Annotated in this window: 24 protein-coding genes; 13 read left to right on the forward strand and 11 right to left on the reverse strand. The window is 68.1% G+C overall.

From position 1 onward, the window contains the following. Positions 1-290: 290 nt before the first annotated feature. From QM624_RS04630 to QM624_RS04660, 7 genes are all read left to right on the forward strand, one after another. Positions 291-1,085: a (Fe-S)-binding protein gene (locus tag QM624_RS04630; RefSeq protein WP_415089210.1), complete on the forward strand. Its 795-nt coding sequence runs from the start codon at positions 291-293 to the stop codon at positions 1,083-1,085. Further along, the gene (locus tag QM624_RS04635; protein WP_415089212.1) at positions 1,082-2,554 is read left to right on the forward strand and encodes a LutB/LldF family L-lactate oxidation iron-sulfur protein; all 1,473 of its coding nucleotides are present in this window, start codon (positions 1,082-1,084) and stop codon (positions 2,552-2,554) included. The genes QM624_RS04630 and QM624_RS04635 overlap by 4 nt, the downstream gene beginning before the upstream one ends. After that, positions 2,547-3,206 carry a LutC/YkgG family protein gene (locus QM624_RS04640; RefSeq protein ID WP_415089214.1) on the forward strand — a complete coding sequence of 220 codons (660 nt, stop codon included), beginning with the start codon at positions 2,547-2,549 and terminating at the stop codon, positions 3,204-3,206. Before QM624_RS04635 ends, QM624_RS04640 begins: the two co-directional genes overlap by 8 nt. Before the next feature lie 263 nt (positions 3,207-3,469). Further along, positions 3,470-4,777: a DUF6716 putative glycosyltransferase gene (locus QM624_RS04645; RefSeq protein ID WP_415089216.1), complete on the forward strand. Its 1,308-nt coding sequence runs from the start codon at positions 3,470-3,472 to the stop codon at positions 4,775-4,777. Beyond that, positions 4,774-5,940, forward strand: coding sequence for a cytidylyltransferase domain-containing protein (locus QM624_RS04650; RefSeq protein WP_415089218.1), 1,167 nt, complete (start codon positions 4,774-4,776; stop codon positions 5,938-5,940). Before QM624_RS04645 ends, QM624_RS04650 begins: the two co-directional genes overlap by 4 nt. Then, complete coding sequence (locus QM624_RS04655) at positions 5,937-6,857, forward strand: N-acetylneuraminate synthase family protein (protein ID WP_415089220.1); 921 nt, start codon at positions 5,937-5,939, stop codon at positions 6,855-6,857. Before QM624_RS04650 ends, QM624_RS04655 begins: the two co-directional genes overlap by 4 nt. A 7-nt stretch (positions 6,858-6,864) precedes the next feature. Continuing rightward, on the forward strand, positions 6,865-7,920 hold the full coding sequence (locus tag QM624_RS04660; protein WP_415089222.1) for a hypothetical protein: 1,056 nt from the start codon (positions 6,865-6,867) through the stop codon (positions 7,918-7,920). A 34-nt stretch (positions 7,921-7,954) separates the two neighbouring features. On the opposite strand, the gene QM624_RS04665 is transcribed toward QM624_RS04660, so the two are convergent. Together QM624_RS04665 and QM624_RS04670 are read right to left on the reverse strand one after the other, a co-directional pair. After that, positions 7,955-8,911, reverse strand: coding sequence for a type IV toxin-antitoxin system AbiEi family antitoxin domain-containing protein (locus QM624_RS04665; RefSeq protein WP_415089224.1), 957 nt, complete (start codon positions 8,909-8,911; stop codon positions 7,955-7,957). A gap of 93 nt (positions 8,912-9,004) precedes the next feature. Beyond that, positions 9,005-9,955, reverse strand: coding sequence for a Gfo/Idh/MocA family protein (locus QM624_RS04670; RefSeq protein ID WP_415089226.1), 951 nt, complete (start codon positions 9,953-9,955; stop codon positions 9,005-9,007). 217 nt (positions 9,956-10,172) lie between these two features. Here QM624_RS04670 and QM624_RS04675 point away from each other — a divergent pair, with 217 nt between their 5' ends. Next, the gene (locus QM624_RS04675) at positions 10,173-11,441 is read left to right on the forward strand and encodes an aspartate kinase (RefSeq protein ID WP_415089228.1); all 1,269 of its coding nucleotides are present in this window, start codon (positions 10,173-10,175) and stop codon (positions 11,439-11,441) included. A gap of 212 nt (positions 11,442-11,653) precedes the next feature. Here QM624_RS04675 and QM624_RS04680 read toward each other — a convergent pair whose 3' ends face one another. From QM624_RS04680 to QM624_RS04705, 6 genes are all read right to left on the reverse strand, one after another. Beyond that, entirely contained in the window at positions 11,654-13,192 is a 1,539-nt protein-coding gene (locus QM624_RS04680) for a tripartite tricarboxylate transporter permease (protein WP_415089230.1), read from the reverse strand. A gap of 2 nt (positions 13,193-13,194) precedes the next feature. Continuing rightward, positions 13,195-13,797 carry a tripartite tricarboxylate transporter TctB family protein gene (locus QM624_RS04685; protein ID WP_415089231.1) on the reverse strand — a complete coding sequence of 201 codons (603 nt, stop codon included), beginning with the start codon at positions 13,795-13,797 and terminating at the stop codon, positions 13,195-13,197. Next, positions 13,794-14,792 carry a Bug family tripartite tricarboxylate transporter substrate binding protein gene (locus tag QM624_RS04690; RefSeq protein WP_415089233.1) on the reverse strand — a complete coding sequence of 333 codons (999 nt, stop codon included), beginning with the start codon at positions 14,790-14,792 and terminating at the stop codon, positions 13,794-13,796. Before QM624_RS04690 ends, QM624_RS04685 begins: the two co-directional genes overlap by 4 nt. 134 nt (positions 14,793-14,926) lie before the next feature. Beyond that, positions 14,927-17,236, reverse strand: a complete 2,310-nt coding sequence (gene lon, locus QM624_RS04695) for an endopeptidase La (protein WP_415089235.1) — start codon at positions 17,234-17,236, stop codon at positions 14,927-14,929. A 163-nt stretch (positions 17,237-17,399) separates the two neighbouring features. Next, positions 17,400-18,323: a formylglycine-generating enzyme family protein gene (locus QM624_RS04700; protein ID WP_415089237.1), complete on the reverse strand. Its 924-nt coding sequence runs from the start codon at positions 18,321-18,323 to the stop codon at positions 17,400-17,402. 8 nt (positions 18,324-18,331) lie between these two features. Then, a complete protein-coding gene (locus QM624_RS04705; RefSeq protein WP_415089239.1) occupies positions 18,332-19,192 on the reverse strand; it encodes an aldo/keto reductase in 861 nt (286 codons plus the stop codon). A gap of 180 nt (positions 19,193-19,372) precedes the next feature. On the opposite strand from QM624_RS04705, the gene QM624_RS04710 reads away from it, so the two are divergent. Both QM624_RS04710 and QM624_RS04715 read left to right on the forward strand, forming a co-directional pair. Next, complete coding sequence (locus tag QM624_RS04710) at positions 19,373-20,173, forward strand: helix-turn-helix transcriptional regulator (protein ID WP_415089242.1); 801 nt, start codon at positions 19,373-19,375, stop codon at positions 20,171-20,173. A gap of 131 nt (positions 20,174-20,304) precedes the next feature. Continuing rightward, positions 20,305-21,117 carry an aldo/keto reductase gene (locus QM624_RS04715; protein ID WP_415089257.1) on the forward strand — a complete coding sequence of 271 codons (813 nt, stop codon included), beginning with the start codon at positions 20,305-20,307 and terminating at the stop codon, positions 21,115-21,117. Between the two features lie 154 nt (positions 21,118-21,271). On the opposite strand, the gene QM624_RS04720 is transcribed toward QM624_RS04715, so the two are convergent. Next, complete coding sequence (locus QM624_RS04720) at positions 21,272-21,535, reverse strand: type II toxin-antitoxin system RelE family toxin (RefSeq protein ID WP_415089244.1); 264 nt, start codon at positions 21,533-21,535, stop codon at positions 21,272-21,274. Continuing rightward, positions 21,535-21,807: a ribbon-helix-helix protein, CopG family gene (locus tag QM624_RS04725; protein ID WP_415089246.1), complete on the reverse strand. Its 273-nt coding sequence runs from the start codon at positions 21,805-21,807 to the stop codon at positions 21,535-21,537. Before QM624_RS04725 ends, QM624_RS04720 begins: the two co-directional genes overlap by 1 nt. Before the next feature lie 221 nt (positions 21,808-22,028). On the opposite strand from QM624_RS04725, the gene QM624_RS04730 reads away from it, so the two are divergent. Beyond that, positions 22,029-22,379, forward strand: a complete 351-nt coding sequence (locus tag QM624_RS04730; RefSeq protein WP_415089248.1) for a hypothetical protein — start codon at positions 22,029-22,031, stop codon at positions 22,377-22,379. A gap of 214 nt (positions 22,380-22,593) precedes the next feature. Here QM624_RS04730 and QM624_RS04735 read toward each other — a convergent pair whose 3' ends face one another. After that, positions 22,594-23,016, reverse strand: a complete 423-nt coding sequence (locus QM624_RS04735) for a hypothetical protein (protein ID WP_415089250.1) — start codon at positions 23,014-23,016, stop codon at positions 22,594-22,596. Positions 23,017-23,172: 156 nt separating this feature from the next. On the opposite strand from QM624_RS04735, the gene QM624_RS04740 reads away from it, so the two are divergent. Continuing rightward, positions 23,173-23,667 carry a pyridoxamine 5'-phosphate oxidase family protein gene (locus QM624_RS04740; protein ID WP_415089252.1) on the forward strand — a complete coding sequence of 165 codons (495 nt, stop codon included), beginning with the start codon at positions 23,173-23,175 and terminating at the stop codon, positions 23,665-23,667. A gap of 178 nt (positions 23,668-23,845) precedes the next feature. After that, the coding region (locus QM624_RS04745) for an AAA family ATPase (RefSeq protein ID WP_415089254.1) at positions 23,846-24,341 on the forward strand (496 nt) is incomplete at its 3' end.

Here is a 24,341-nt window from a genome sequence, read left to right on the forward strand (position 1 = left end):
GTTGGGATGCGCTGCTCAAAGCCTCTCCCTCGTCATCCCGGACTTGATCCGGGATCTCTCCCGACTGAGATCCCGGGTCGGAGCCCGGATGACATAAATGATCAGCTCGACCGGCGGTGGGATGCGTGGCTCACCGAGCGCTTATCGCGACGTTCAAATTGCGGAAATGCCACGGACGCACCGAAAAGGGGGAATCGCTTGCGGGCATCGAGTTTTGGGCTTTGACTAGCAGTTGAGCGGGTTTCGGGGACGTGATCGGCGCGGCTCCGGGGCCCCCGTGGAGGAGGGCCATGAACGTCCCGACCAGCACCGTCGCGCTGTTCGCCACCTGCATCAACGACACGATGTTCCCGGAGACACCCAAGGCGGTGGTCCGGCTGCTGGAGCGGCTCGGCTGCCGGGTGGACTTTCCGCTGCAGCAGACCTGTTGCGGCCAGATGTTCACGAACACCGGGTACTTCCATGAGGCGATGCCGTCGGTGCGGAACTTCGTGGACACCTTCGAGCGCTACGACTACGTGGTCGGGCCGTCCGGCTCATGCGTCGGTTCGGTGCGCGACCAGCACCCGATGCTCGCCCACCGACACGGTGACCCGGGCCTGCAGCGCCGGGTCGAGGCGATCGTGGCGAAGACCTACGACCTGAGCGAGTTCCTGGTCGATGTGCTCGGTGTAACGGACGTCGGCGGCTACTTCCCGCATCGCGTCACCTACCATCCGACCTGCCATTCACTACGGGTGACGAAGGTCGGCGACCGGCCCTACCGGCTGCTGTCTGCGGTCCGTGGACTCACCCTGGTCGAGTTGCCGAACGCTCAGCAGTGCTGCGGCTTCGGCGGCACCTTCTCACTGAAGAACTCCGATGTCTCGGTGGCGATGGGCACCGACAAGGTGCGGGCCATCCTCGACACCGGCGCCGAATACGTGGTGACCGGGGACAACTCCTGCCTGATGCACATCGGCGGCCTGCTCAGCCGGATGCGGGCGGGCGTCAAACCGATCCATCTCGCCGAGATCCTGGCCAGCACCGAGGAGGCCCTGGTCGCCGCCGGTGCCACCGCCCCGCAGCAGGGAGGTGCGCGATGAGCGCCGTCCGTCGCACCCCGGCACCGCCGCCCGGCGACCTGCAGGACATGCCGAAGTTCCCCAAGAACGCCGCCAAGGAACTCCGCAATACCCAGCTGCGCAAGAACTTGCGGCACGCGACCACCACGATCCGCGAGAAGCGGGCCAACGTGGTGGCCGAACTGCCGCACTGGGAGCAGCTACGGCGGGCCGGTGAGGCGATCAAGAACCGCACCCTGTGCCACCTCGACGACTACCTGCTGCAACTGGAGGAGTCGCTGACCCGCAACGGCGCGATCGTGCACTGGGCCTCCGACGCGGCAGAGGCGAACCAGATCGTGATCGACGTGGCCCGGGCCAAGGGCGCCGACGAGGTGGTCAAGGTGAAGTCGATGGCCACCCAGGAGATCGACCTCAACGAGGCGCTCGAAGCGGCCGGCATCGCCGCCTGGGAGACCGACCTGGCCGAGTTGATCGTCCAGTTGGGGCATGACCGGCCCAGCCACATCCTGGTGCCGGCGATCCACCGCAACCGGTCCGAGGTGCGTGAGATCTTCACCGAAGAGATGGGCCGCTACGGCACGCCTCCGCCGGAGGGGCTGACCGACGATCCGGCGATGCTGGCCGGTGCGGCCCGCGTCCATCTGCGGGAGAAATTCCTGCGTGCCAAGGTGGCCGTCTCCGGCGCCAACTTCGCCGTCGCCGACTCGGGAACGCTCGTGGTGGTCGAATCCGAGGGCAACGGCCGGATGTGCCTGACCCTGCCCGAGACGCTGATCTCGATCGTCGGCATCGAGAAGACGGTGCCCACGTTCGACGACCTGGAGGTCTTCCTGCAGTTGCTGCCACGCTCGTCCACGGCGGAACGGATGAACCCGTACACCTCGATGTGGTCGGGGGTGCGCGACGGCGACGGCCCGCAGGAGGTGCATGTGGTGCTGCTCGACAACGGCCGCACCAAGGTGCTCGCCGATGAGGTCGGACGCCAGGCGCTGCGCTGCATCCGCTGCTCGGCCTGCCTGAACATCTGCCCGGTCTACGAACGCGTCGGCGGGCACGCCTACGGCTCGGTCTATCCGGGCCCGATCGGCGCCATCCTCACCCCGCAGCTGCGCGGCACCGCCTCCGCGGTGGATGCCTCGCTGCCGTTCGCGTCCTCGTTGTGCGGCGCCTGCTATGAGGTGTGCCCGGTGCGGATCAATATTCCCGAAGTGCTGGTGCACCTGCGCAACCAGGTGGTCGAGTCGCATGGGCCCAGCGTTGAGGGCGCGATCATGAAGGCCGGCGGTTGGGTGATGGGTGACGGACGCCGGCTCGCCCTGGTGCAGAAGGGTTCCGAACTGGCCGGACGCGTCCTGCCCGGCGAGGTGATCGGCCCGCTGCCCGGACCGGCGGCCGGCTGGACCGGTGCGCGCGACCTCCCCAAGCCACCCACCCAGACCTTCCGCGACTGGTGGGTCGCCGAGCATCAGGGCGGCGGCGATGAGTAGCCGGGACGCCATCCTGGGCCGGGTCCGTGCCGCGCTGGCCGATGTGCCGGCGGTGCCCGCCGCCGACGATGTCGAGGTCGACTGGGAGTACGGTCAGCGACCAGCCACCGCCGCCGAGGACACCCTCGGACTGTTCGTCGAACGGGTCGAGGACTACCGGGCCGAGGTCAGCTGGGTGACGCCTACCGAGGTCGCCGCCCGGATCGCCGACGCTCTGGGCGACCATGAAGTGACCTCCGCGGTGCTGCCGGCCGGTGCGCCGCAGGAATGGCGCGACGCGATCGCCGCGAAGGGAATCACCGTGCTCACCGACGATCCGGTGCTCAACCACGCCGAGCTGGACGGCACCGGCGCGGTGGTCACCGCGTCCCGGGTGGGGATCGCCGAGACCGGCACCATCGTCCTCGACCACGGCCCCGACCAGGGACGTAGGGCGCTCTCCCTGGTGCCCGACCTGCACGTCTGCGTGATCCGCGCCGACCAGGTGGTCGCCGACGTGCCCGAGGCGGTGGCCCGGCTGCGGCCGTCCATCGACGCCCGGCAGCCGCTGACTTGGATCAGCGGGCCGTCCGCGACCAGCGACATCGAACTGTCCCGGGTTGAGGGGGTGCACGGTCCCCGCACTCTGCGGGTGCTGCTGGTCGACGGCTGACGTCCCTTCCTCATCCCGGCCTTCGCGTCATGCCGGCGGACGCCGGGATCTCCGCCGGACGCGACTTGGCGGTTGAGATCCCGGAGCAAGTCCGGGATGACGAAAGGGGAGGGCGTGGAGTCCACCCCGAGTTAACCGACGTGACCCACGGCGTTGGCCATCGCGTCGATCCCCCTGCCTAGCGTCAGGGCCATGAGCAGGTCTGATGAAGCCCGGATGAAGCGGGCGTGGAAAAGCGTGCAGCCAGGCCTAGCGTCGCGCCCATGACCACTTCCGAGGACACTCCGCGTTCCCCGCGGGTGCTGGTGCTGGCTGATACCGACAGCCGCTGGAAGTGGGGGCTGCTGACCGCCCGGCAACTCTTACCGGCGTCCGTGCCCGTCGGTCTGCTGCTCCATTCGCTGCGCGGCCCCTCGGCGCAGCAACTCGCCGACAGCGGGGTGGAGCAGCAGCCGACCATCATCGAGAGCATTCCCGCGTTCGTGGCGTCCGAGGAACTCGACGCCGTCGATGTCATCGTGCTGGCCCTGCCCGGCGGCGGGGTACAGGCGGTGCTGCACGGGTTGGCGCGGCGCTGGAACACGCCCGGACGGCGTCCGCTGGTGATCAGCGGTTACGTCGGCGTCGTCTACGAGAAGCACGTCGAGGGCCTGCTGCTCCGGGCCGGCTCGGACGTCATCCTGGCCAACAGCCCGGCCGACGCCGAATCGTTCCGGACCATGCTCGCCGGCGCCGGTCGGGACCCGTCGGTGGTGCTGCCGACCGTGCTGCCGTTCCTCGGACCCGCCGATTCTGCCCGCGAGCACGGCAGCCCGTTCACCGTCACCTTCGCCGCCCAACCCGGCGTACCGGGGCCGCGGATCGACCGCGAGTTCGTGGTCCGCCGGCTGATCCGGCATGCCACCCTGCACCCCGAGCGCGAGGTGCTGCTCAAGGTGCGCACCCGGATCGGTGAGCACACCACCCATCGCGAGGACCATCCGTACCAGCTGCTCGGACCCCGCCTCGGCGTCCAGAAGCCGGCCAACCTGCACGTGGTGCACGGCAACATGGGCGAGGTCCTGGACCGCACCGACCTGCTGGTCACGGTGTCGTCCACCGCCGCCGTCGAAGCCATGCACCGCGGCATCCCGACCGCCATCCTCACCGACTTCGGCCTCAAGGAACGGCTCGGCAACCACTACTTCATGGGTTCCGGCTGCCTGGCCTCGTTCACCGACCTGGACGCCGGCGTGACACCGCGAGTGGACCCCGAGTGGGCCCGTGACCGCGGCATCGGCCCCAGTGACGCCGTCGAGCAGGCGCAGCGACGTCTCGCCGACCTCGTCGCGCACGACGTCCGGCACCCGCTGCGGCCCGGCTACACGATGGACAACGCGGGCGCGATGCTGCCCGACCTGCTCGGCCGCTACGGGCTGAGCGCATACGGCCGCGAGTTGGAGGCCGACGACGACTGGGCCAGTGACCTGCCCTCGGCGGTGCGCTCACTGGTGTCGCGGGCGGCCCGCACCGCCTACCGGCAGGGCGTGCACACCGTCGCGCCGACACTGCGGCGATTGGCGCGGCTGTGAATGTGCTGGTGGTGATCCCGGCCCGCGGTGGCTCCAGGGGTGTGCCGGGCAAGAACGTGGCACCGGTCGGCGGTGTTCCGCTGGTCGCGCGCGCCGTGCACGCCGCGCTCGCCTCCGGCGTCGGTGCGGTAACGGTGTCCACCGACGACGACCGGATCGCCGACGCCGCGAGCGTTGCGGGCGCGTCCGTCACCCGCCGTCCGGACGCGTTGGCCGGCGACGCGGCGTCCAGCGAATCCGCCCTGCTGCATGCCCTGGACGAGCACCGGGAGCGCACCGGGCACGACGCCGAGGTGCTGGTGATGGTGCAGTGCACCAGCCCGTTCCTCACCGCGTCCGAGATCGCCGACTGCGTGGCGGCCGTCGAGGCCGGTGCCGACAGTGCATTCACCGCCGCGCCGAGCCACGGCTTCCTATGGCAGCGCGACGGATCGGGCGACGCGGTGGGCGTCAACCACGACAAGACGACCCGCCCGCGGCGGCAGGACCGGACGCCCGAGTTCCTGGAGACCGGCGCGGTCTACGCGATGCGGGTCGACGGCTTCCGGCGCTCCGGGCACCGGTTCTTCGGTCGCACCGTGCTGATCGAGACCGACCCGGCCCGCGTCCTCGAGATCGACGAACCGGACGACCTGGAACGATCCCGGCTGCTCGCCCCGCTGCTGGACGCAGGCACGTCCGCTCCGCAGCGTGCCGACCTGGACGCCGTGGTGCTCGACTTCGACGGCACCCAGACCGACGACTCGGTGCTGGTGGCGTCCGACGGCAGCGAACAGGTGCGGGTACATCGCGGTGACGGGCTCGGCATCGCCGCGCTGCGCCGCTCCGGCCTGCCGGTGCTGATCCTGTCCAGCGAAACCAATCCCGTGGTGCGCGCCCGGGCCCGCAAGCTCGGCGTCCCGGTGCTGCACAGGGTCGACGACAAGGCCACCGTGCTGCGCGACTGGTGCGCACGCGAGAGCGTCGACCCGGCCCGCGTCCTCTATGCCGGCAACGACGTCAACGACCTCGGCTGCTTCTCACTCGTCGGGTGGCCGGTTGCGGTCGCCTCCGCCCATCCGGTCGTGCGCGAACGCGCGCGGCTGGTCACCTCCGTGCCGGGAGGGCACGGAGCCATTCGTGAAATCGCTTCCTGGATCCTCGGAAAGGACCTCGCATCATGACCACCATCTCTCCCCGTGATCGGCTGATCGGCGACCGCCGGGTCGGCCCCGGCCAGCCCGTCTACATCACCGCCGAGATCGGCCTGAACCACAACGGTGAGGTGAGCACCGCGCTCGCCCTGATCGACGTCGCGATCGCCGCCGGCGCGGACGCCGTGAAGTTCCAGAAGCGGACGCCCGACGTCTGTACCCCGCGCGATCAGTGGGACGTGGAGCGTGACACCCCGTGGGGCCGGATGCGCTACATCGACTACCGGCACCGCATCGAGTTCGGCGCCGACGAATACCGGATCATCGACGAATACTGCCGCGACAAGGGCATCGACTGGTTCGCTTCGCCGTGGGACGTGGCCAGCGTCGACTTCCTGGACGGCTTCGACGTGCCCGCCCACAAGATCGCCTCGGCCTGCCTCACCGACGACGAGCTGCTGCGGGCCATCCGGGCCTCCGGACGCACCGCGATCCTGTCCACCGGCATGTCGACGCCGGCGCAGATCCGGCACGCCGTCGAGGTGCTGGGCAGCGGCAACGTGGTGCTCTGCCACGCCACCTCGACCTACCCGGCCGCCAACGACGAACTCAACCTGCAGATGATCAACACGCTGATGACCGAGTACCCGAACGTGCCGGTCGGCTACTCGGGCCATGAGCGCGGCCTGCAGACCACGGTGGCGGCCGCCGCGCTGGGTGCCTGCTTCCTGGAGCGGCACATCACCCTGGACCGCACCATGTGGGGCTCCGACCAGGCCGCCTCGCTGGAGCCGGCCGGGCTGACCCGGTTGGTGCGCGACGTCCGGGTGATCTCGGAGTCGCTGGGTGACGGAGTGAAGAAGGTCTACGAAGGTGAGTACGCGGCGATGCGGAAACTGCGCCGGGTGGCGGGCGTGGTGGCCGATCAGGCCGCGCGGGTGGCTTGAGGCCGTCATGGCCAAGAAGACCCAGAAGAGCCGCAAGCCGAAGCGCACCACGCTCGCCCTGGTGGAGAGTCCGGCGCAACTGCTCAACGTCATCGAATGGGCGTTCGCCCACGGCGCCGAGGCGCAGACCCGGCTCGCGGTGCTGCCGCCCCGTGACGTCACCACGCGGCTGCAGCTCGAGGCGGTGGCCGACCTGGCCCGGGAGGCCGGGCTGGCCGCGACCTGGTACGAGCCGCGGAAGTCCGCCGCCTCGCTGGTCGCGGTGGCCTGGGAGCTGTTCCCCAAGCTGGCCAAGGCCGAGCGGCTGGTGGTGGGGGACCCGTTCTCCCGCTTCGTGCAGGCGGTGTTGCCGCTGGCCGATGTGAGCGAGGTGGTCGTCGTCGATGACGGCACCGCCACCATCTCGTTCATCACGCAACTGGCCCGCGGTGACCGACTCAGCCGGTGGCATCTGGCCGAGAGCGGACGCGACGTGGTGATCGACCTGCTGTCGGAGCACGCGCGGGACTTCTTCACGCCGTCCAAGCGCGACGGCCGCAGCATCGAGGTGTTCACCGCTATGCCGGTGCAGGCGCCGTCCGGTACGCGGCAGAGCACCAACACCTTCGCCTGGACGCGGAGCCGGTTCGGCCCGCCGGTGGTCACCGACACCGCCGACGTGGTCGGCACCTCGCTGGTCGAGACCGGCGTGGTGGACGCCGACCGCTACCTGGCCGGCGTGGTGGCCGTCACCGAACGCTTCGGCGCCGGCCGGTACTTCGCGCACCGCCGCGAGAGCGACGCCAAGCTGGCCACCATCGAAGCCCGCACCGGCCTGCGGGTGGTGCGCCCCGACGTCCCCCTGGAAATCGCCGTCCGCCGCGGCCCGGTCAGCCGCCTGATGGTCAGCTACCCGTCCACCGTGATGCACACGCTGCCCCTGGTGCTGGTCGACACCCCCGTCGAACTCGCCGTCGCCGACGTCCCCACCGCCTGGCTGACCCCCGGCGCCCCCGTCGCCGCCGGCGACTTCCTGGAACACGTCACCAGCACCGCCCGCAAGCGCCACACCGCCCTGACCTGACAAACCCCGGCGAATCGATCAAGATCGGGCACCGCTAGCGGTGCCCGATCTTGATCGATTCCGAGTCGGGAACCAGCCGGCAGCGAGGGCAGGGCTGCAATGGCCCCTCCCACCCGCTTGTCATCAGAAACTGCGCGACCTGCCTAGCGGTGCGACATGCGCCGATGCCGGTTACGTCCGCCCACCCGAACCGCAGAGTGGTCAAGCCGAGCAGGGCGTGATCGTTGTCTCGGTTCATGTCGCGTAAGGCAGCGCCTCCCGTGTGATGGAGCTTGCTGTCGAGTTCGACGAGCAGGCGGTACTCCTCGTACCAGGCGTCGCTGCGGTACGCACGCAGCGCGTGTTGCTGGCGAGTGGCGATCGGCAGATGGTGCGCGCGCTCCACTTGCACGAGGTAGCGGCGTTCCAGGGCCGAGTGGGCACCCTGCGATACGTCACCAAGAATCTCGCGGAGCATGCCCCGGTTGCGCAGGACCGGGCGTTGGTTCAGTTCGTTCAGCAACCGTTTGGCGGTGGTCTTGCGTTGGCTGATGGCGTCCGCCAGCAACGCCGCCATCTCGTCCTCGTCGGCCTCGGCGCATAGATCAAGCACGGTCTCCTCAATCGTGGTCCGGGGCGGATCGCCAGCCGACTGGCGGACTGCGCGGATGAACCGCCACCCGAGTCTCGGTGCTCGCGGCACGCGGACGAAGACCGCTATCTCGTCGGGCTCGGCCTTTCGTAGACCCAGCAAGTGGGCAGCGGCCTGATGCCCGAGAACGGCTCCCTCGCCACCCAGGAGAATGCCGGCCCAGGCGCGACTGAGCCACCCAGATCCCGGACCAAAGCTGTAGATGCCAGGTGTCACTCGCCCCAGTACGCCGTCGGCAAGGAAACGGACGATGACCCGGCGATGCACCCCGTGGCCGACTAGTTGCCCGCGGCTCAATACTCCGGCCTGCGCCTGGGCAAGTTCGCGTAGTGAGGCGGAAAGCTGGGTTCGAGGGGGCACGCCCTCAGTGTGGGCACCTTCCACGAAAAGTGGTCAGAACAATCGATCCAGATTGGGCACCGCTAGTGGTGCCCAATCTGGATCGATTGACGCTCAGATCTGCTCGAGAACCTCGGCCATGATCCGCTGGACGGCGATCGTGTCGTCCAGCGGCATGATCGGGCTCTCGGTGAGGCCGGCGGCCAGGCATTCGCCGACGTGCTCGATCTCGTAGCGGTAGCCTGAGTCGAACTCCAGCGTCTCCGGGGTCTTCTCGCGCCAGATCGTCACGGACGCCGCCCGGTGGAACCGCGGGTGCACGTCCACCCAGCCCTTCGTGCCGGTCAGCATCATCCGGCCCGGGCCGTAGGTGGTGAACGCGCCGGCCAGGGTGGCCGAACGGCCGTCGGCGTAGCCCAGCAGCACCGAGAACTCGCCCTCGACGCCGGTGGAATAGCGGCCGCCGACCGCGCGCACCACGTCCGGGGTGCCGAGGAAGTGCTGCGCGAACGAGAGCACGTAGACCCCGAGGTCGAGGACGGCGCCGCCGCCCTTCGCCGGGTCGAAGAGCCGATCCTCGGCGTCGAACTCACGAAACGCCGTCAGGTCGCCCTGGCAGCCGCGGATCTCACCGAGTTCGCCGCGCTCGATCAGCGCGCGGACGTGCCGGACCGCCGGGTTGAACCGGGTCCACATCGCCTCCATCGCGAACACGCCCGCCTGGCGGGCGGCCGCCGCGATGCGTTCGGTGTCGGCGACGGTGGCGGTAAACGCCTTCTCGACCAGAACCGCCTTGCCCGCCGCGATTGCGGCCAGTGCGATGTCGGTGTGCTGCGGATGCGGGGTCGCGATGTAGATCGCCTGCACCGCGGGATCCTCCACCAGCGCCTCGTAGGAGGAGTGCCAGCGAGGAACGCCGTGCTCGGTGGCGAACACCTCGGCGCGCTCCGCCGAGCGTGAGCCGACCGCCACCAGCTCAGCATTGTCGGCCTGGTGGAAATCGGGGACGATCGCGGCAGCCATGCGTCCGGGCCCAGCGATGCCCCAGCGGATCGGTTCGGTCATGGGCGTCACGGTATCGGTTGCAGCGCCTGGTGGAACGAAAAGAACCGTCCCTTCGTGCCGCGACCTGGGACGAAAAGAACCGTCCCTTTCGTGCCGCGAGCCGATGCGGCGTCGGTTGAGCACCCTGGCGGACGCCGACCGAGGGGCGGCTGCTCGTCGGCGGCGTCGGCGGGTTCTGGCAAAGTAGAGAAGGTTGGTCTCCAGGAAGGGCAAAGCCTTGCGGGTCGTGCAGAAGTTCGGTGGGTCGTCGGTGGCGAACGCCGACAGCATCAAGCGGGTGGCCCAGCGCATCGTCGACACCAAGTCCCGCGGGGCCGAAGTGGTCGTGGTGATCTCGGCCATGGGTGACACCACCGACGAGCTGATGGACCTGGCGCTCGAGGTGTCGCCGCAACCGCGTCCGCGGGAACTCGACATGCTGCTCACCGCCGGTGAGCGGATGAGTGCCGCGCTGCTGGCCATGGCGATCAACGATCTCGGTTTCGAGGCCCGCTCGTTCACCGGTTCGCAGGCCGGAGTGATCACCACCGGCACCCACGGCGACGCCCGGATCATCGACATCACGCCGGGCCGCATCCGCACCGCACTCGAGGACGACGACATCGTCATCGTGGCCGGTTTTCAAGGGGTTTCGCAGACCTCCAAGGACATCACCACGCTGGGCCGCGGGGCGTCCGACACCACCGCGGTGGCGCTGGCCGCCGCCTTGAAGGCCGACTACTGCGAGATCTACTCCGACGTGGACGGCGTTTTCACCGCCGACCCGCGGATCGTGCCCGGGGCGTCCCGGATTCCCGAGATCTCCTACGAGGAGATGCTCGAGATGGCGGCGCAGGGCGCCAAGATTCTTCATCTGCGGTGCGTCGAGTACGCCCGCCGCGAGAACGTGCCGGTGCATGTCCGGTCGTCGTTCTCGACCAAGCCCGGCACCTGGGTCAAGGACATCGAGAACAAGGAAGGCACGGCGATGGAACAACCGCTGATCACCGGGGTGGCGCACGACCGGAGCGAGTCCAAGATCACGGTGGTGGGTGTGCCCGACCGGATCGGTGCCGCCGCCGAGGTGTTCTCGGCCGTCGCCGCCGCGGGCATCAACATCGACATGATCGTGCAGAACCAGTCGATCGCCAACGACAACACCGCGATCACCTTCACGCTGCCCGGCAGCGACAAGGTGCGTGCACTGGACGCCCTGCACGGTGCCCGTGAGCAGATCGGCTTCGCCGAGATCCTCTACGACGACGGCATCGGCAAGGTGTCGGTGATCGGCGTCGGCATGCGCTCGCATCCGGGCGTCTCGGCCACCTTCTTCCGGGCCCTCGCCGACGCCGGCATCAACATCCACATGATCTCCACCTCCGAGATCCGGATCTCGGTCGTGGTGTCGTTGGCGGACGTCGACGCCGCCGTCCGTGCCGCGCACACCGCCTTCGGCCTGGATTCTGCCTCCGGCGAAGCGGTCGTCTACGCCGGCACCGGCCGCTGACGCGTCCGCTGCCCGCGTGAGGGCGTGCCCGGCCGCTGACGCGTCCGTCCCCTTGTGACGCCGGCACCGGCCGCTGATCTGAGATTCCGGGTCAAGCCCGGAATGACGTGGCTGCGGCTGGAATGACATGGCTGGGCCGGAATGACGTGATCAGTTCGTTCGTCATCCCGGCGAACGCCGGGATCTCCGTCACGGGCCCAGCCAAGAGCCGCCTACTGCCGCTCGGCGACCTCTTCCGCGGCTTCCAACTCGGCGGCGAGCTTCTTCTCCTGCACTCGCCGGTAGCCGTTCCAGATGACGCCGATCACCAGGACGGCGTACAGCCCGATGGTGATCGGTGAACTGACCAGCACGGCCGGATTGTTCGACGAGTTCGCCATCGCGTCGCGCAGCGAATACTCGGCGAGCGGACCGAGGATCAGTGCGATCAGCACCGGCGCCAACGGCACGTCGTACTGCCGCATCACGAAGCCGAGCAGGCCGATCGCGATCATCACCGCCAGGTCGATGACGGACGCGCCCGCGGCGTAGACACCGAACGCGGCGAAGACGGTGATGCCGGCGTAGAGGTACTCCTTCGGCACCTTGAGCAGCATCGCCCACATCGGCGCGAACGGCAGGTTCAGGATGAGCAGAATGACCATCGCGATGAACAGCGCCGCCAGCAGCGCCCACACCACGTCGGCGCTGCGTTCGAACAACAGTGGGCCGGGCTGCATGCCGTACTGCTGGAAGGCGACCAGCAGCAGCGCGGCGGTCGCCGAGGTCGGCAGGCCCAGCGCCAGCAGCGCGCCCATCGCCGAGCCGGCGGTGGCATTGCCGGCGGCCTCGGGCCCGGCTACGCCCTGAATCGAGCCCTTCCCGAACATCGGCTTGGCCCGCCGGGCGTCCAGCTTGCGCTCGGTGCCGTAGGCGAGGAAGGTCGGTACCTCGGCGCCGCCGGCCGGAATGATCCCGAACGGGACGCCGAAGCTCGTTCCGCGTAGCCAGGCCGGCAGTGCGGCCCGGAACTCCGCGCCGCTCAGCCAAGGCCGCCCGCCGGCGTGGATCAGCTTCTTGTCGTCGGGCCGTCCCACCTTGGACGCCACATGCAGCACCTCGCCGATGGCCAGCAGGGCGACGGTGATCACCACCACCGAGATGCCGTCGAACAGCGCCGGAATGCCGAAGGTGAAGCGGGCTGTGCCGGTGGACTGGTCGATGCCAACCACGGCCAGCGCCAGTCCGAGGGCGAGCGCGGCCAGACCACGGATCACCGAGTCGGCCACCACCGTCGAGATGGCGACGAAGGCGAACAGTGCCAGCGCGAAGTACTCGGCCGGGCCGAACTGGGTGGCCAGCGAAGCCATCGTCGGGGCGAAGAAGACCACCAGGATCGTGGCCAGGATGCCACCGGTGAAGGCGCCGATCGCGGCGGTGGCGAGGGCCTGCGGCGCGCGTCCGTTGAGCGCCATCATGTGTCCCTCGAACGAACTCGCGATGGCCGTGCTGTTGCCGGGGGTGTTCATCAGGATGCCGGCGATCGAGTCGCCGAACAGTCCGCCGAAGTAGATGCCGGCGAACATGGTCAGCGCGGAGAGCGGTTCCAGGGTGAAGGTCAGCGGCAACAGCAGCGCCACCGCCATCGCGGAGCCCAGCCCGGGCAGCACGCCGATCGCGGTGCCGAGGAAGGCGCCGACCGCTACCCAGAGCAGGTTCTGTGGGGTGAGCACCTGGCCGAAGCCGTTGAACAGGTTGACGAGTTGTTCCATGGTCAGCTCCCCAGCAGTAGCAGGCCTGCGGGTAGCGACATGCCGAGCAGTCCGCTGAACACCACTTGGATCATGGACGCCAGGCCGAGGCCCATGATCAGCCCGGTGACGTGCCGGCGTCCGCCCAGGGCGACCGACATCGCCCAGAACAGCAGCGTGGCGCTGATCAGCCAGCCGACCGGCTCGAGAATCAGGGTGAACCCGATCAGCGCCGCCAGCGCGGTGCCCAGCTTCATCCAGTTGACGCCCTTCGGCACCTCATCGGCGTCGGCCTTGATCTGCGGCGCGACGGTCTCGTCGAACGGGTCGTGCAGCACCGAGACGCCCGACATGGCGTCCTGCTCGGGTGTGCTGGGTACCGGACGTGGATGCCGGAGCGTCTCGATCACGATCAGGGCGGCGCCCAGCAAACAGATGCCGGCGACGATCCACGGGAAGGTCTGCGGCCCGAACGCGCCGTTGTCGCTGGTCTTCATGGTCAGGTTGCCGTAGATCAGCAGTCCGGCGATCACCACCAGGACGCCGGCGATGATCAGGATGCCGCGGTCGGGCCCTTCGACAGCGGTGGCGGCCTGCTCGTCGGCGGCGTGTTCAGTCGTACTCATGCCAACCCCAGCTCCTTCAGCAGAGCCGTGATCGACTGCTGCTCCTCGGCGATGAACTTCTCGAAGTCAGGGCCGGTGAGGAAGTTCTCCTTCCACCGGTTGCGGTTGACCGCCTCTTTCCACTCGGCTGTGGCCACCATCTCGGTGACGATCGCGGTCAGCTCGGCGCGGTCGGTTTCGCTCAGGCCGGGCGGAGCGACCAGGCCGCGCCAGTTCACCAGATCGACCTCGGGGTGACCCAGTTCGATCATGGTGGGAATGTCGACGCCGGCGAGCCGCTCGGGTGCGACGACGGCGAGGGCGCGGAGCTTGCCCGATTCGATCATGTCGCGGAAGTCGTTGTAGCCGCTGATGCCGACGTTGACGGTGCCCGCCGCCGAGGACAGCAACGAGATGGTGAGCTCGCCGCCGCCGGAGTGTGGGGTGTACTTCACGTCCGAGCCGGGGATGCCGACGGACTTGGCCAACTGCCCGGCGACCAGATGGTCCACGCCGCCCGCTGAGCCGCCGCCGACCGGAGTCGCCGCCGGATCCGCCTTCCAGGCGGTCAGGAAGTCGTCCAAGGTTCGATGGGGTGAGCCGGCTGGGACGGCGACGACCTGGAAGTCCTCGGCCAGCCTCGCGATCGGCGTGGTGTTGGCGAGACTGAAGTCGGAGCCGCGGGCGATCCCGCCCAGCATCACCGTGCCGGTCACCATCAGGATGTTCGGCTGGCCCTCCATCCGGACCAGCTGGCTCAGCCCGATGGTGCCGGCAGCGCCCGGCACGTTGGACACCTGCACGGTGCCGACGATCTTGTTCTTGCGCAGCGATTGCTGCGCCTCACGGGCCACCAGATCCCAGCCGCCGCCGGCAGCGGCGGGGGCCATCATGGTGAGCGATGCACGGGCCTTGCCGGTCGTCTCGGTGTCACGGGCGTCCGCGACGGCGAAACCGGCAAGCACGAGCACGACGACGGTCGAGATGATCGACCAAGGGGTCAGCTTCGTTGCCATGGGGGTACTTTCGTTCGCGCCGGGGCGCTCGGGGTTGACCGCCATGGTCGGTTGTCGTGCCGTACCGCGTCAATGGTTCTGGTCGAGGGTTCCGGCTCGGTGACCGGAACCCTCGACCAGTGAACGTCGAAACCTCAGGCGGCGAAGACCGTCGCCTGCTGCGCAGGATCGAGCGCTCCGGCGAGGATCTCGCGGACGTCCGACACCAAGTGAACGGTGACGTCGGCGAGGATCTCGGCCGGGACGTCGTCCAGGTCGGGTTCGTTGCGCTGCGGCAGGTACACCTCGGTCAGCCCGGCGCGCTGGGCTGCGAGCAGCTTCTGCTTGGCGCCGCCGATCGGCAGCACCTGCCCGGTCAGCGACACCTCACCGGTCATTCCGACCTCGGCCCGCACCGTGCGTCCGGTCAGCATCGAGACCAGAGCGGTCGTCATCGTGACACCGGCGGACGGCCCGTCCTTCGGCACCGCACCGGCCGGCACATGCAGATGCACCGGATGGTCCAGCTGCTCCGGCGTGATGCCGAGCTCGGCCGCATGCGCCCGCACGTAGGACAGGGCGATCTGCGCCGACTCCTTCATCACGTCGCCGAGCTGGCCGGTGATGGTCAGTGACGTCGTCGATCCGGGCAGCAGGGACGCCTCGATGTACAGCACCTCGCCGCCCATGCCGGTCACCGCCAGCCCGGACGCCACACCCGGCACCGCCGTCCGTTCGCGCGATTCGGGCAGGAACCGCGGCCGGCCGATCAACTCCTTCAGCGAGGTCTGGTCGACGACGGCGGGCAGGTCTTTGAGGCCGACCTTGCGGAACGCCTTGGCGAGCAGCCGCTCCATGGCCCGGACGCCGGGCTCGCGGGTGTAGTGCGCGGCGATCTCACGCAGCGCGTCGTCGGTCACGCTCACCTCGTCCGGGGTCAGCGCGGCGCGCTCGAGCAGCCGCGGCACCAGGAAGTCGCGCGCGATGGCGACCTTGTCGTCCTCGGTGTAACCGTCGAGCGAGATCAGTTCCATCCGATCGAACAGGGCGGCCGGAATGGTGTCCAGCACGTTCGCGGTGGCGATGAACAGCACGTCGGACAGGTCGAGATCGAGCTCCAGGTAGTGGTCGCGGAAGGTGTGGTTCTGCGCCGGGTCGAGCACCTCGAGCAGGGCCGCCGCCGGGTCGCCCCGGTAGTCGGCGCCGACCTTGTCGACCTCGTCGAGCAGCACCACCGGGTTCATCGAACCGGCCTCCTTGATGGCCCGGACGATCCGGCCGGGCAGCGCGCCGACGTAGGTGCGGCGGTGGCCGCGGATCTCAGCCTCGTCGCGGATGCCGCCCAGCGCCACCCGGACGAACTTGCGGCCCAGGGCGCGGGCGACCGATTCGCCGAGCGAGGTCTTGCCGACCCCGGGCGGGCCGGCCAGCAGGATCACCGCGCCGGACCCGCGTCCGCCGACGACCTGCAGGCCGCGTTCGACGCGACGAGCGCGGACGCCGAGGTACTCGACGATCCGCTCCTTCACCTCGTCCAGGCCGTGGTGGTCGGCGTCCAGAACGGCGCGGGCAGCGGTCAGATCGGTGGCATCGTCGGTGCGCACCGACCACGGCAGTTCGAGGACCGTGTCCAGCCAAGTGCGGATCCAGCCCGCCTCCGGGTTGCCGTCGCTAGAACGTTCCAGCTTGTCCACCTCACGCAGCGCGGCGTCGCGGACGGCGTCCGGAAGGTCGGCGGCCTCGACGCGGGCACGGTAGTCGTCGCTGCCGTCCGGCTCACCCTCGCCGAGCTCGGAGCGGATCGCCTTCAGCTGCTCGCGCAGCAAGAACTCGCGGTTGCGCTTCTCCACCGATTCCTGGACGTCGTGCTCGATCTTCTCGCTCACCTCGGTCTCGGCGAGATAATCGCGCGTCCACTCGACCAGCTTGGCCAGCCGGGTCTCGACGTCAGCGGCCTCCAGCAGTTGCCGCTTGCGGTCGTTGGAGAGGTACGGCGCCCAGCCGGCGGTGTCGGCCAGCGTGCTCGGATCGTCGATGGCGCTGACCGTGTCGATCACCTGCCAGGCCTCGCGGCGCTGCAGCACGCTGATCACCAGCCGGCGGTACTCCTCGGCCAGCTCGTGGACGCGGTCGCCGGACGCCTCGTCCTCGACGAGTTCGGCCTCGACCCACAGCGCGGAACCGGGACCGGTCACACCGTTGCCGATGCGGGCCCGCTGCCCCGTGCGCAGCACGGCGGCCGGAGCGCCCCCGCGGGCGCGTCCAATCTGTTCGACGGAGGCGACGACGGCGGACGAGCCGTAGTGGCCGTCCAGGCGCGGCGCGGCGAGCAACTCGCCGTCGGAGGAGGTCTGAGCCGCATCGATCGCCGTCTTCGCGGCGTCGTCGAGCGGAATCGGGACGATCATGCCCGGCAGCAGCACGATGTCGTCGAGGAACAGAACGGGAAGATGCTTCGTAGTCATGTGAGCTCCAAAGTTGAGTGCACAAGACTCAACCCGGATTCGACGTGGAATGTTCCATGCAGGCATCTGCTCCGCTGTAGGCGAACGGCTGCGTAGCTTCGCCGAACCACGACTGGGCGGGCGGGGCACGATCATTTCCGGCCTTAGCTCGCTACACCACGGGTCACGACAGGCCGATGCGCAGTCCGATGGTGTGATCGGTGGTGGAGTAGAAGTAGCGGTATGTCGTGGTGAAGCGGTATTCGTCGTTGTAGTAGAAGCTGCCGCCTCGCTTGATGTAGTTGTCGCTGGGGGTGTCGTTGAGTGGGTCGACCTGTGCCTGGTTCGGGTAAGGCGCTGCGTAGTCGGCGACCCATTCGTACACATTGCCGCTCATGTCGTAGAGGCCGAGTTCGTTGGGCCGCTTTTGCTTGATGGGATGGACGCTGGGTCCGTCGTCGCTGGTCCAGCCGACCTTGGACAGGTCGTTGCTGCCGGCGTATCGGAAGTCCTGGCTCTTCCTCCCGCCCTTGGCGGCGAATTCCCACTGTGCCTCGGTGAGCATGTGGAAGTTCCGGTCTTCGGGGATGATGCGAGCGGCGTGGGCCTGCTGGTTGAGCTGTTTGACGAACGTGCGGCTGTCGGGCACGGTGATGCTCGCTACTGGGTGCTGGAGGTCGACTTCGTCGAAGCTAGTGTTCATGACTTGGTTCCAGAGGGCCTGCGTCACTTCGGTTTCGCCGATCGTGTACGAGGACAGTGTGACTTTGTGTTCTCCGGCTTGATTGGCGACCTGTGTGCCGCCCTCCGCTGCCCGCTTGTCGTCGCCCATGGTGAAGGTGCCGCCTTCGACGAGGATCATGGTGAACTTCACGCCGTTGAGGTCGTAGGTGGCGGTCGCCAGTTCACCGGACGCGGGTGTTGCGGGCTCGGTCGTCTCCGTGATGGTCGGCGTCCCGGCACTTGATTTGGTGCTCGTGCTCTGTGGTTGTGGTTCCGTCTGGCCGGTGCAGCCAACGAGGGAGAGGGTCAGCGCAAGCCCGCCGGCAACTACTGCAGTTGATGTTCTCCCCAGGCGCGGCGCTCGGGCGTCGGTGGTGCTGGTCATGGGTTTCCTCAGTTGCGCCAGAACACGGGGAACTCGCTGTGCTGCCCGTAGTCCTTGATCGGTGCGAGGTTCTTCAGTGTGTCCATGTCCTCGTCGGAGATCTCGAAGTCGAGTTCAGCGTTCTGGCGCATGTGGTCGGGGTTCGCAGCCTTGGGCAGCGGCAGCAGACTCAACTGAAGCGTGTAGCGGATGCACAACTGCGGCACGCTGACCTGGTACTTCTCGGCGATGGTCAGAATGTCGGGGTTCCCCAAGAGCTCGCCATGGCCGACCGGTGAGTACGCCTCGACGAGGATGCCCTCGTTGTGGCAGTAGTCGATCACGTCGAACGGAGTGTTGGTGACGTGCGCGAGGATCTGGTTGACGACCGGCTTCACCGCGCCGCCCTGCAGCACGTTCTCGATGTCCGGCTGCTCGAAGTTCGATACGCCGATCGAACGGATCTTTCCGGTTTGGTGGAACTCCTCGAGCGCGCGCCACGCTTCTAGGTTGCCGGCGAAGTGGCGATCCTCGCCGCGGAACTCGGCCCACGGCCAAGGGCTGTGGATGATCATCAGGTCGATGTAGCCGATGTCCAGCGCCGCCAGCGACCCCTCGATCGCGGCCCTCGCCTCGTCGTAGGTCTTGAAGTCCGCTTGCAGCTTGGTGGTGACGAACAGTTCTTCGCGGGGGACGCCGCTGGTGCGGACGCCGTCGCCGACGCCGCGCTCGTTGTCGTAGCCCTGGGCGGTGTCGATGTGGCGGTAGCCGATCGCCACTGCGGCACGGACCGCGTCGGCGGCCTTGTCGTCGGCGATCATCCAGGTGCCGAGTCCGAGCTTGGGGATCTCGATGCCGTTGGACAGGGTGTAGTGCTCTGTGAGAACCATCCGCTTCCTTCCGTCGTGACGTGCGGGGTTTCCATCCCAGCACCGACGGACTGCGGGGTGGGAGTGCCTCCCAGGTCCCCCCAGGGCCGCAGACGAATCGGATTGAATGGGGGCACGAGCAGGAAAGAGGAGATCCGGGAATTCCTCGTCTCCCGGCGTGCGAATGTGACTCCGGCGGAGGTGTCGCTGCCCGACTTCGGCGACGAGCGGCGCGTGCCGGGGCTGCGTCGCGAGGAGGTCGCTCAACTCGCCGGGGTGAGCACGGACTACTACACGCGCCTCGAACGGGGGAACGTCCAGGGCGCGTCCGACAGCGTGCTCAACGCCGTCGCCCGCGCACTCAGGCTCACCGACATCGAGCGGGAGCACCTGTTCTCCCTCGCCCGCCCTGTCTCACCGCGAGAGCGCCAAGCCCCCGCGCGGACAGTGCGGCCGTCGTTGCAGCGGATGCTGGATTCGTTCACGACCCCTGCGGTCATCTACGACGTGACCCAGGAGATCATCGCGTCCAACCTGCTCGGCCGCGCCCTGTTCGCGCCGCACTTCGAGTCCGACCGACCGAACATGGCCCGGTTCATCTTTCTCGACTCCCGCGCCCCGGAGTTCTATCTGGACTGGCCCATGGCGTGCTGCATGACCGCGGCAACGCTCCGCCTTGAGGTGGGCCGAGACCCGCTCAACGAGGAGCTGACGGCGCTGATCGGCGAACTGTCGACGCGCAGTCCGCAGTTCCGACGCGACTGGGCCGACAACGACGTCCACGAACACCGCACCGGCACCAAGGGCTACCGGCACCCCATCGTGGGCGAGATCGAGTTGCAGTTCGACAACCTCGAAGCACCCGGCGAGCCAGGGTTGCAGATCCTCACCTACACCGCCGAGCCTGGCAGCGCCGCGGCTGAGAAGCTCGTGGTTCTCGCCTCCTGGGCCGCGGCCGGCCAGGAGCCGGACCACTCAGACAACGATGCAGGGTCGCGCTGACACCCAGCGCAGCTGAGCCTCCGGCTTGGGGGGTGTCTGAGAAGTCCTCTCACCACTCGGGGCGTTCGATGGATGCTGGATACGGTGGCGCGAGAACGCGCGCGCATCCTGTGTTCGAAGGAGGGACCATCGTGAGCATCCCTGCACTGACCATGAACGATGGCCGGTCGATCCCGCAGCTCGGGTTCGGCGTCTGGCAGATCACCGGCGGCAAGACCGTGCCGACGGTCCTGACTGCGTTGGAGGCCGGATACCGGCACATCGACACCGCGGCCGCATACGGCAACGAGAGGGGCGTCGGACAGGCGATACGTGAGTCCGGCGTCCCCCGCGACGAGCTGTTCGTCACCACCAAGCTCGACACCACAGACATGGGGCGAGCTCGCGCCGCCCTCGAAGACAGCCTCAACGCACTCGGCCTGGATCATGTCGATCTATACCTGATCCACTGGCCCGTGCCCCGCCACCGGAGGCGATTCGACGCTTGGGCAGCGATGGAGCAGGCACAGGACGAGGGCCTCGCCCGCTCAATCGGCGTCTCGAACTTCACGCTGCGCTATCTCCAGGAGATCGTGGACCTCGGCGGCACAGTGCCCGCGGTGAACCAGATCGAGTACCACCCCAGCTATCAACAGCGCACGCTGCAAGCCTTCGCGGCCGAGCAGGGCATCCTCACCGAGGCACACTCGCCCCTCGGCATGGGAGCCGGCCCACGGGATCGGACCATCACCCAGATCGCACAGCAGCACGACGTGACACCCGCGCAGGTGATCCTGCGCTGGCACCTCGAGCAGAGCCGTGTGGCCATCCCGAAGTCGGTCACCCCTTCCCGCATCGTCGAGAACATCACCGTGACCGGCTTCGAACTCACTGCAGACGACATCGCAGCGATCGACGCCCTCGACACCGGAAAGTACCTCGGCTGGGACCCCGAGCACGTCTAAGCCCCTCGTAACCCGCGGAAACAAGAATGATGGCGGATGTCTCCACCTCCTCCCGGCACGCCATTGCGCGACTGCTGCTCTTGCGGACCACCCCTTCGGGCCCATCTCGATGGACCTCTACCTACCCGCCTCCCTGCGTTGACGCCCAGGGCTCCTAGTCGTAGACCGAGCTGCGGTGACCCACATCGAGGGCGATGATCACGAGCTCGTGGCGCTGCATGTCGAGCAAGACGCGGTAGTCGCCGACACGGAGCCGCCAAAGACCCGCGAGCGGGCCCGTGAGTGCCTTGCAGCGAGCCTGGGGTTCGTCGAGGTCGCCCAGGCCGTAGAGCTTTACGAGGATGCGTCGGGTGGTCTGCTTGTCGAGCTTGCGCAGCGAGCGTTCGAAGTCCGCACTGAGACGTATCGACCAGACCATCAGGCGTCGTCGTCGCGAGCTTCAGCATGCAACTCGTCGGGATCGAAGCCCAGCTCGCGGGTGACGTCGTCGAGCGGCCGGGTTGGCTCCGTACCTCGGCGGATGGCTTCTGCGCGCGCGGCCACCGAGTAGGCCCATTCCAGCTCGGCGAGATGCTCCTCCAGCGCCTCGCGGACGTAGAAGGCCGCGGGACGGCCGGTTACCCGGCTGAGCGCCTCAAGGCGGCCTTTGAGGTCGTCGGGGAGCCGGATGCTCACCACGCTTGTAGACATGTAAACATCATCCTTCCCCGTGGTCGGATAGACAAGCCCGCACTCCTGCGTCCTTCGTCCACGTCGCCCCGGCGGGCCCCGGAAAGGGATCGTCTCCGGGCGACTCCGACAAGGGGCCGTCTACCTTGAGGGGACGCCTGGAGAGGCTTGGCTCGTGCGCATTGGCTTCTGCCTGCCATGCTTCGGCCATGACCTTTGAGTGCAGACGATGCCATCGACCGGTGCGTGACGCTGCCCACTACGAGGTCTTCGAGGGTATGCATTATGTGTGCTTCCACTACGAGTTCGAGCACGGTGACACCGATGTGGATGCCGAATGTTCAGCCGGCGGATGCCCGTCCGGCTCGCTGACCGGGGGCCGCGGCAAAGTCATCGCAACTGCTCGTGAGCTTGCGTTGGACGCCGCCGGCGATGCCCCGTGGATGAACGCCACCCTGCATGACTACTTGGACGCGCTCGGAACATGGCTCGCGGAATCCGGCGGCTACGACAAGAACAGGGATCGGGTCCTGCCCGGAAACGGATGGGAAGTCATGAACGACGCGCTTCGAGCGGCGACGCAATACAAGTAGCCGGCTCCGCCTAGAACCCCGGCACGAGACTCCAGCACGCAGTCGCACGTGCACGAACCGGACTGTTGCTGTACCTCGGAGTCTCGTGACCTAGTGCCGACCGCATCCGGCCATCATCTCCCACCTCAGCCGAGGTACCAGTGGTCGTCGGTAGGACTCCCTCGGCCCGACTCTGATCGTCGCGAGCGGAGCCTGGAGCCTCGCCGGTTCGTGCTCAGCCGTCAGGGTCCAGCAGGTGGATGATGCCGGCGTGGGTGACGGTCGAGCAGATCAGCCGCTGTCGGCCGTCCAGGAAACCGACGTCTACGAAGCCCAGGCCCGTCGGCGCCACGCGATCACCGTGCGGATCGCGGACGACCCGGAACAGCCCGGTTTCGGCCAGTCTGGCGAAGAGCTCGCGGTGCGCTCGGCAGAGCAGGACGGTCGCTTCCGCCTCGGGCTTCGGGTAGCCGGGACGAGGCCCCACTCCCACGATTCTCGCTGGGTCGAACCCGTCGAGCAGAGAGGCCAGCGGCTCCGGAGACACGCCGCGGCGGATCACCCACTCCAGGCCGGCCGTCCGCGGTCGCAGGCTCGTTAGGAGCGTCCGCTGCTCGTCGAGTGTGGGCAGCACCAGCTCCATGTCCACCTTCCTCACCGGGTAGTCGAATGTCGAACGGGTGGCCGGGACGAGCATCCGATCGGACGGGGGACCGTCTGGCGGTCCTCAGCGCTGAGGTTGGAAACCGTAGCGTGACCGGCCAGCCACCCGCGCGGGTGTGTTGAGGAAGGACGGGCTGAGTAGCGTCAAGAAATGACTGACACCGCATCCGACAAGAACGCCGAGTTCAAGCAGGTCGGGAAGCTGATCTCGAAGGCGAGGTTCGCGTTCGTCACCACCCACGCCGACGGGCGGCTGCTCAGCCGTCCGCTCGCCATCCTGGAGCGCAAGTTCGACGGCGACCTGTACTTCTTCACCGCGGACCCCTCGCCCAAGACCGAGCAGGTGGTCGCCGACTCCCAGGTCAACGTCAGCCTTCAGTCCGGGGACAACTACCTCTCCATCGCGGGCACCGCTTCGGTGACCCGGGACGCCACGCTGATCGACGAGCTGTGGAACCCGTACGCCGAGGCCTGGTTCGAGCAGGGCCGGGACGACCCGGCGGTTGCGCTGCTGAAGGTGCATGCCGATTCCGCCGAGTACTGGACGGTCGACAGTCCCAAGCCGATCGCACTGATCAAGTACGTGAAGGCGATGATCACCGGCGAGAAGCCCGACGTGGCGACCAACACCTCGGTCGACCTCTGAGGACGCTGACGTCACTGGACGGCTGAGATCACATTCACCCCACCGACTTTGTGGGCCTTCGCCACTCAGCAGTTGCGGCCTGAGCCGGAGCCCGGATTGCTCGCTCACATGGAGCGCGGCATCGCACGTGTTGCCATCAACACGCTCTCGCTTGTGTGGCTTCTGCCACGATGGCCGGATGAATGCAGTTGCCGAATCCCACACCGTCGACGGACTGTCCTTCGCTGATGCTCGGTCGATCGTTGCTGAGGTTCTGGCCCAGGTGGATCGAGTGGTGGTCGGCAAGCATGACCAGCTGGCGCTGGTGCTGGCAGGAGTGCTTGCTCGCGGTCACGTGCTGCTGGAGGATCTGCCCGGCGTGGGCAAGACGCTGGCCGCCAACGCGTTGGCGACCGCTCTGGGTTTGGAGTTCCGTCGTGCCCAGTTCACACCGGACTTGTTGCCGTCGGATCTGACCGGGTCATCGGTGTACGACCAGCAGCATGCTCGTTTCGAGTTCCGGCCAGGGCCGGTGTTCACCGGTCTGCTGCTGGCAGACGAGGTGAACCGGACGCCGCCGAAGACGCAGGCGGCGCTGTTGGAGGCGATGCAGGAGCGGCAGGTCAGTATCGACGGCGACACCAGGGCGTTGCCGGTGCCGTTCCATGTCATCGCGACCGCGAACCCGATCGAGC

The organism is Micropruina sp., from assembly GCF_047606365.1.
Lineage (GTDB): Bacteria > Actinomycetota > Actinomycetes > Propionibacteriales > Propionibacteriaceae > Micropruina.

Coding starts and splice junctions, on each gene's coding strand:
- QM624_RS04630 (WP_415089210.1), top strand. CDS start 291: ATGAACGTCCCGACCAGCACCGTCGCGCTGTTCGCCACCTGCATCAAC.
- QM624_RS04635 (WP_415089212.1), top strand. CDS start 1,082: ATGAGCGCCGTCCGTCGCACCCCGGCACCGCCGCCCGGCGACCTGCAG.
- QM624_RS04640 (WP_415089214.1), top strand. CDS start 2,547: ATGAGTAGCCGGGACGCCATCCTGGGCCGGGTCCGTGCCGCGCTGGCC.
- QM624_RS04645 (WP_415089216.1), top strand. CDS start 3,470: ATGACCACTTCCGAGGACACTCCGCGTTCCCCGCGGGTGCTGGTGCTG.
- QM624_RS04655 (WP_415089220.1), top strand. CDS start 5,937: ATGACCACCATCTCTCCCCGTGATCGGCTGATCGGCGACCGCCGGGTC.
- QM624_RS04660 (WP_415089222.1), top strand. CDS start 6,865: ATGGCCAAGAAGACCCAGAAGAGCCGCAAGCCGAAGCGCACCACGCTC.
- QM624_RS04670 (WP_415089226.1), bottom strand. CDS start 9,955: ATGACCGAACCGATCCGCTGGGGCATCGCTGGGCCCGGACGCATGGCT.
- QM624_RS04680 (WP_415089230.1), bottom strand. CDS start 13,192: ATGGAACAACTCGTCAACCTGTTCAACGGCTTCGGCCAGGTGCTCACC.
- QM624_RS04685 (WP_415089231.1), bottom strand. CDS start 13,797: ATGAGTACGACTGAACACGCCGCCGACGAGCAGGCCGCCACCGCTGTC.
- QM624_RS04690 (WP_415089233.1), bottom strand. CDS start 14,792: ATGGCAACGAAGCTGACCCCTTGGTCGATCATCTCGACCGTCGTCGTG.
- lon (WP_415089235.1), bottom strand. CDS start 17,236: ATGACTACGAAGCATCTTCCCGTTCTGTTCCTCGACGACATCGTGCTG.
- QM624_RS04700 (WP_415089237.1), bottom strand. CDS start 18,323: ATGACCAGCACCACCGACGCCCGAGCGCCGCGCCTGGGGAGAACATCA.
- QM624_RS04705 (WP_415089239.1), bottom strand. CDS start 19,192: ATGGTTCTCACAGAGCACTACACCCTGTCCAACGGCATCGAGATCCCC.
- QM624_RS04720 (WP_415089244.1), bottom strand. CDS start 21,535: ATGGTCTGGTCGATACGTCTCAGTGCGGACTTCGAACGCTCGCTGCGC.
- QM624_RS04725 (WP_415089246.1), bottom strand. CDS start 21,807: ATGTCTACAAGCGTGGTGAGCATCCGGCTCCCCGACGACCTCAAAGGC.
- QM624_RS04740 (WP_415089252.1), top strand. CDS start 23,173: ATGACTGACACCGCATCCGACAAGAACGCCGAGTTCAAGCAGGTCGGG.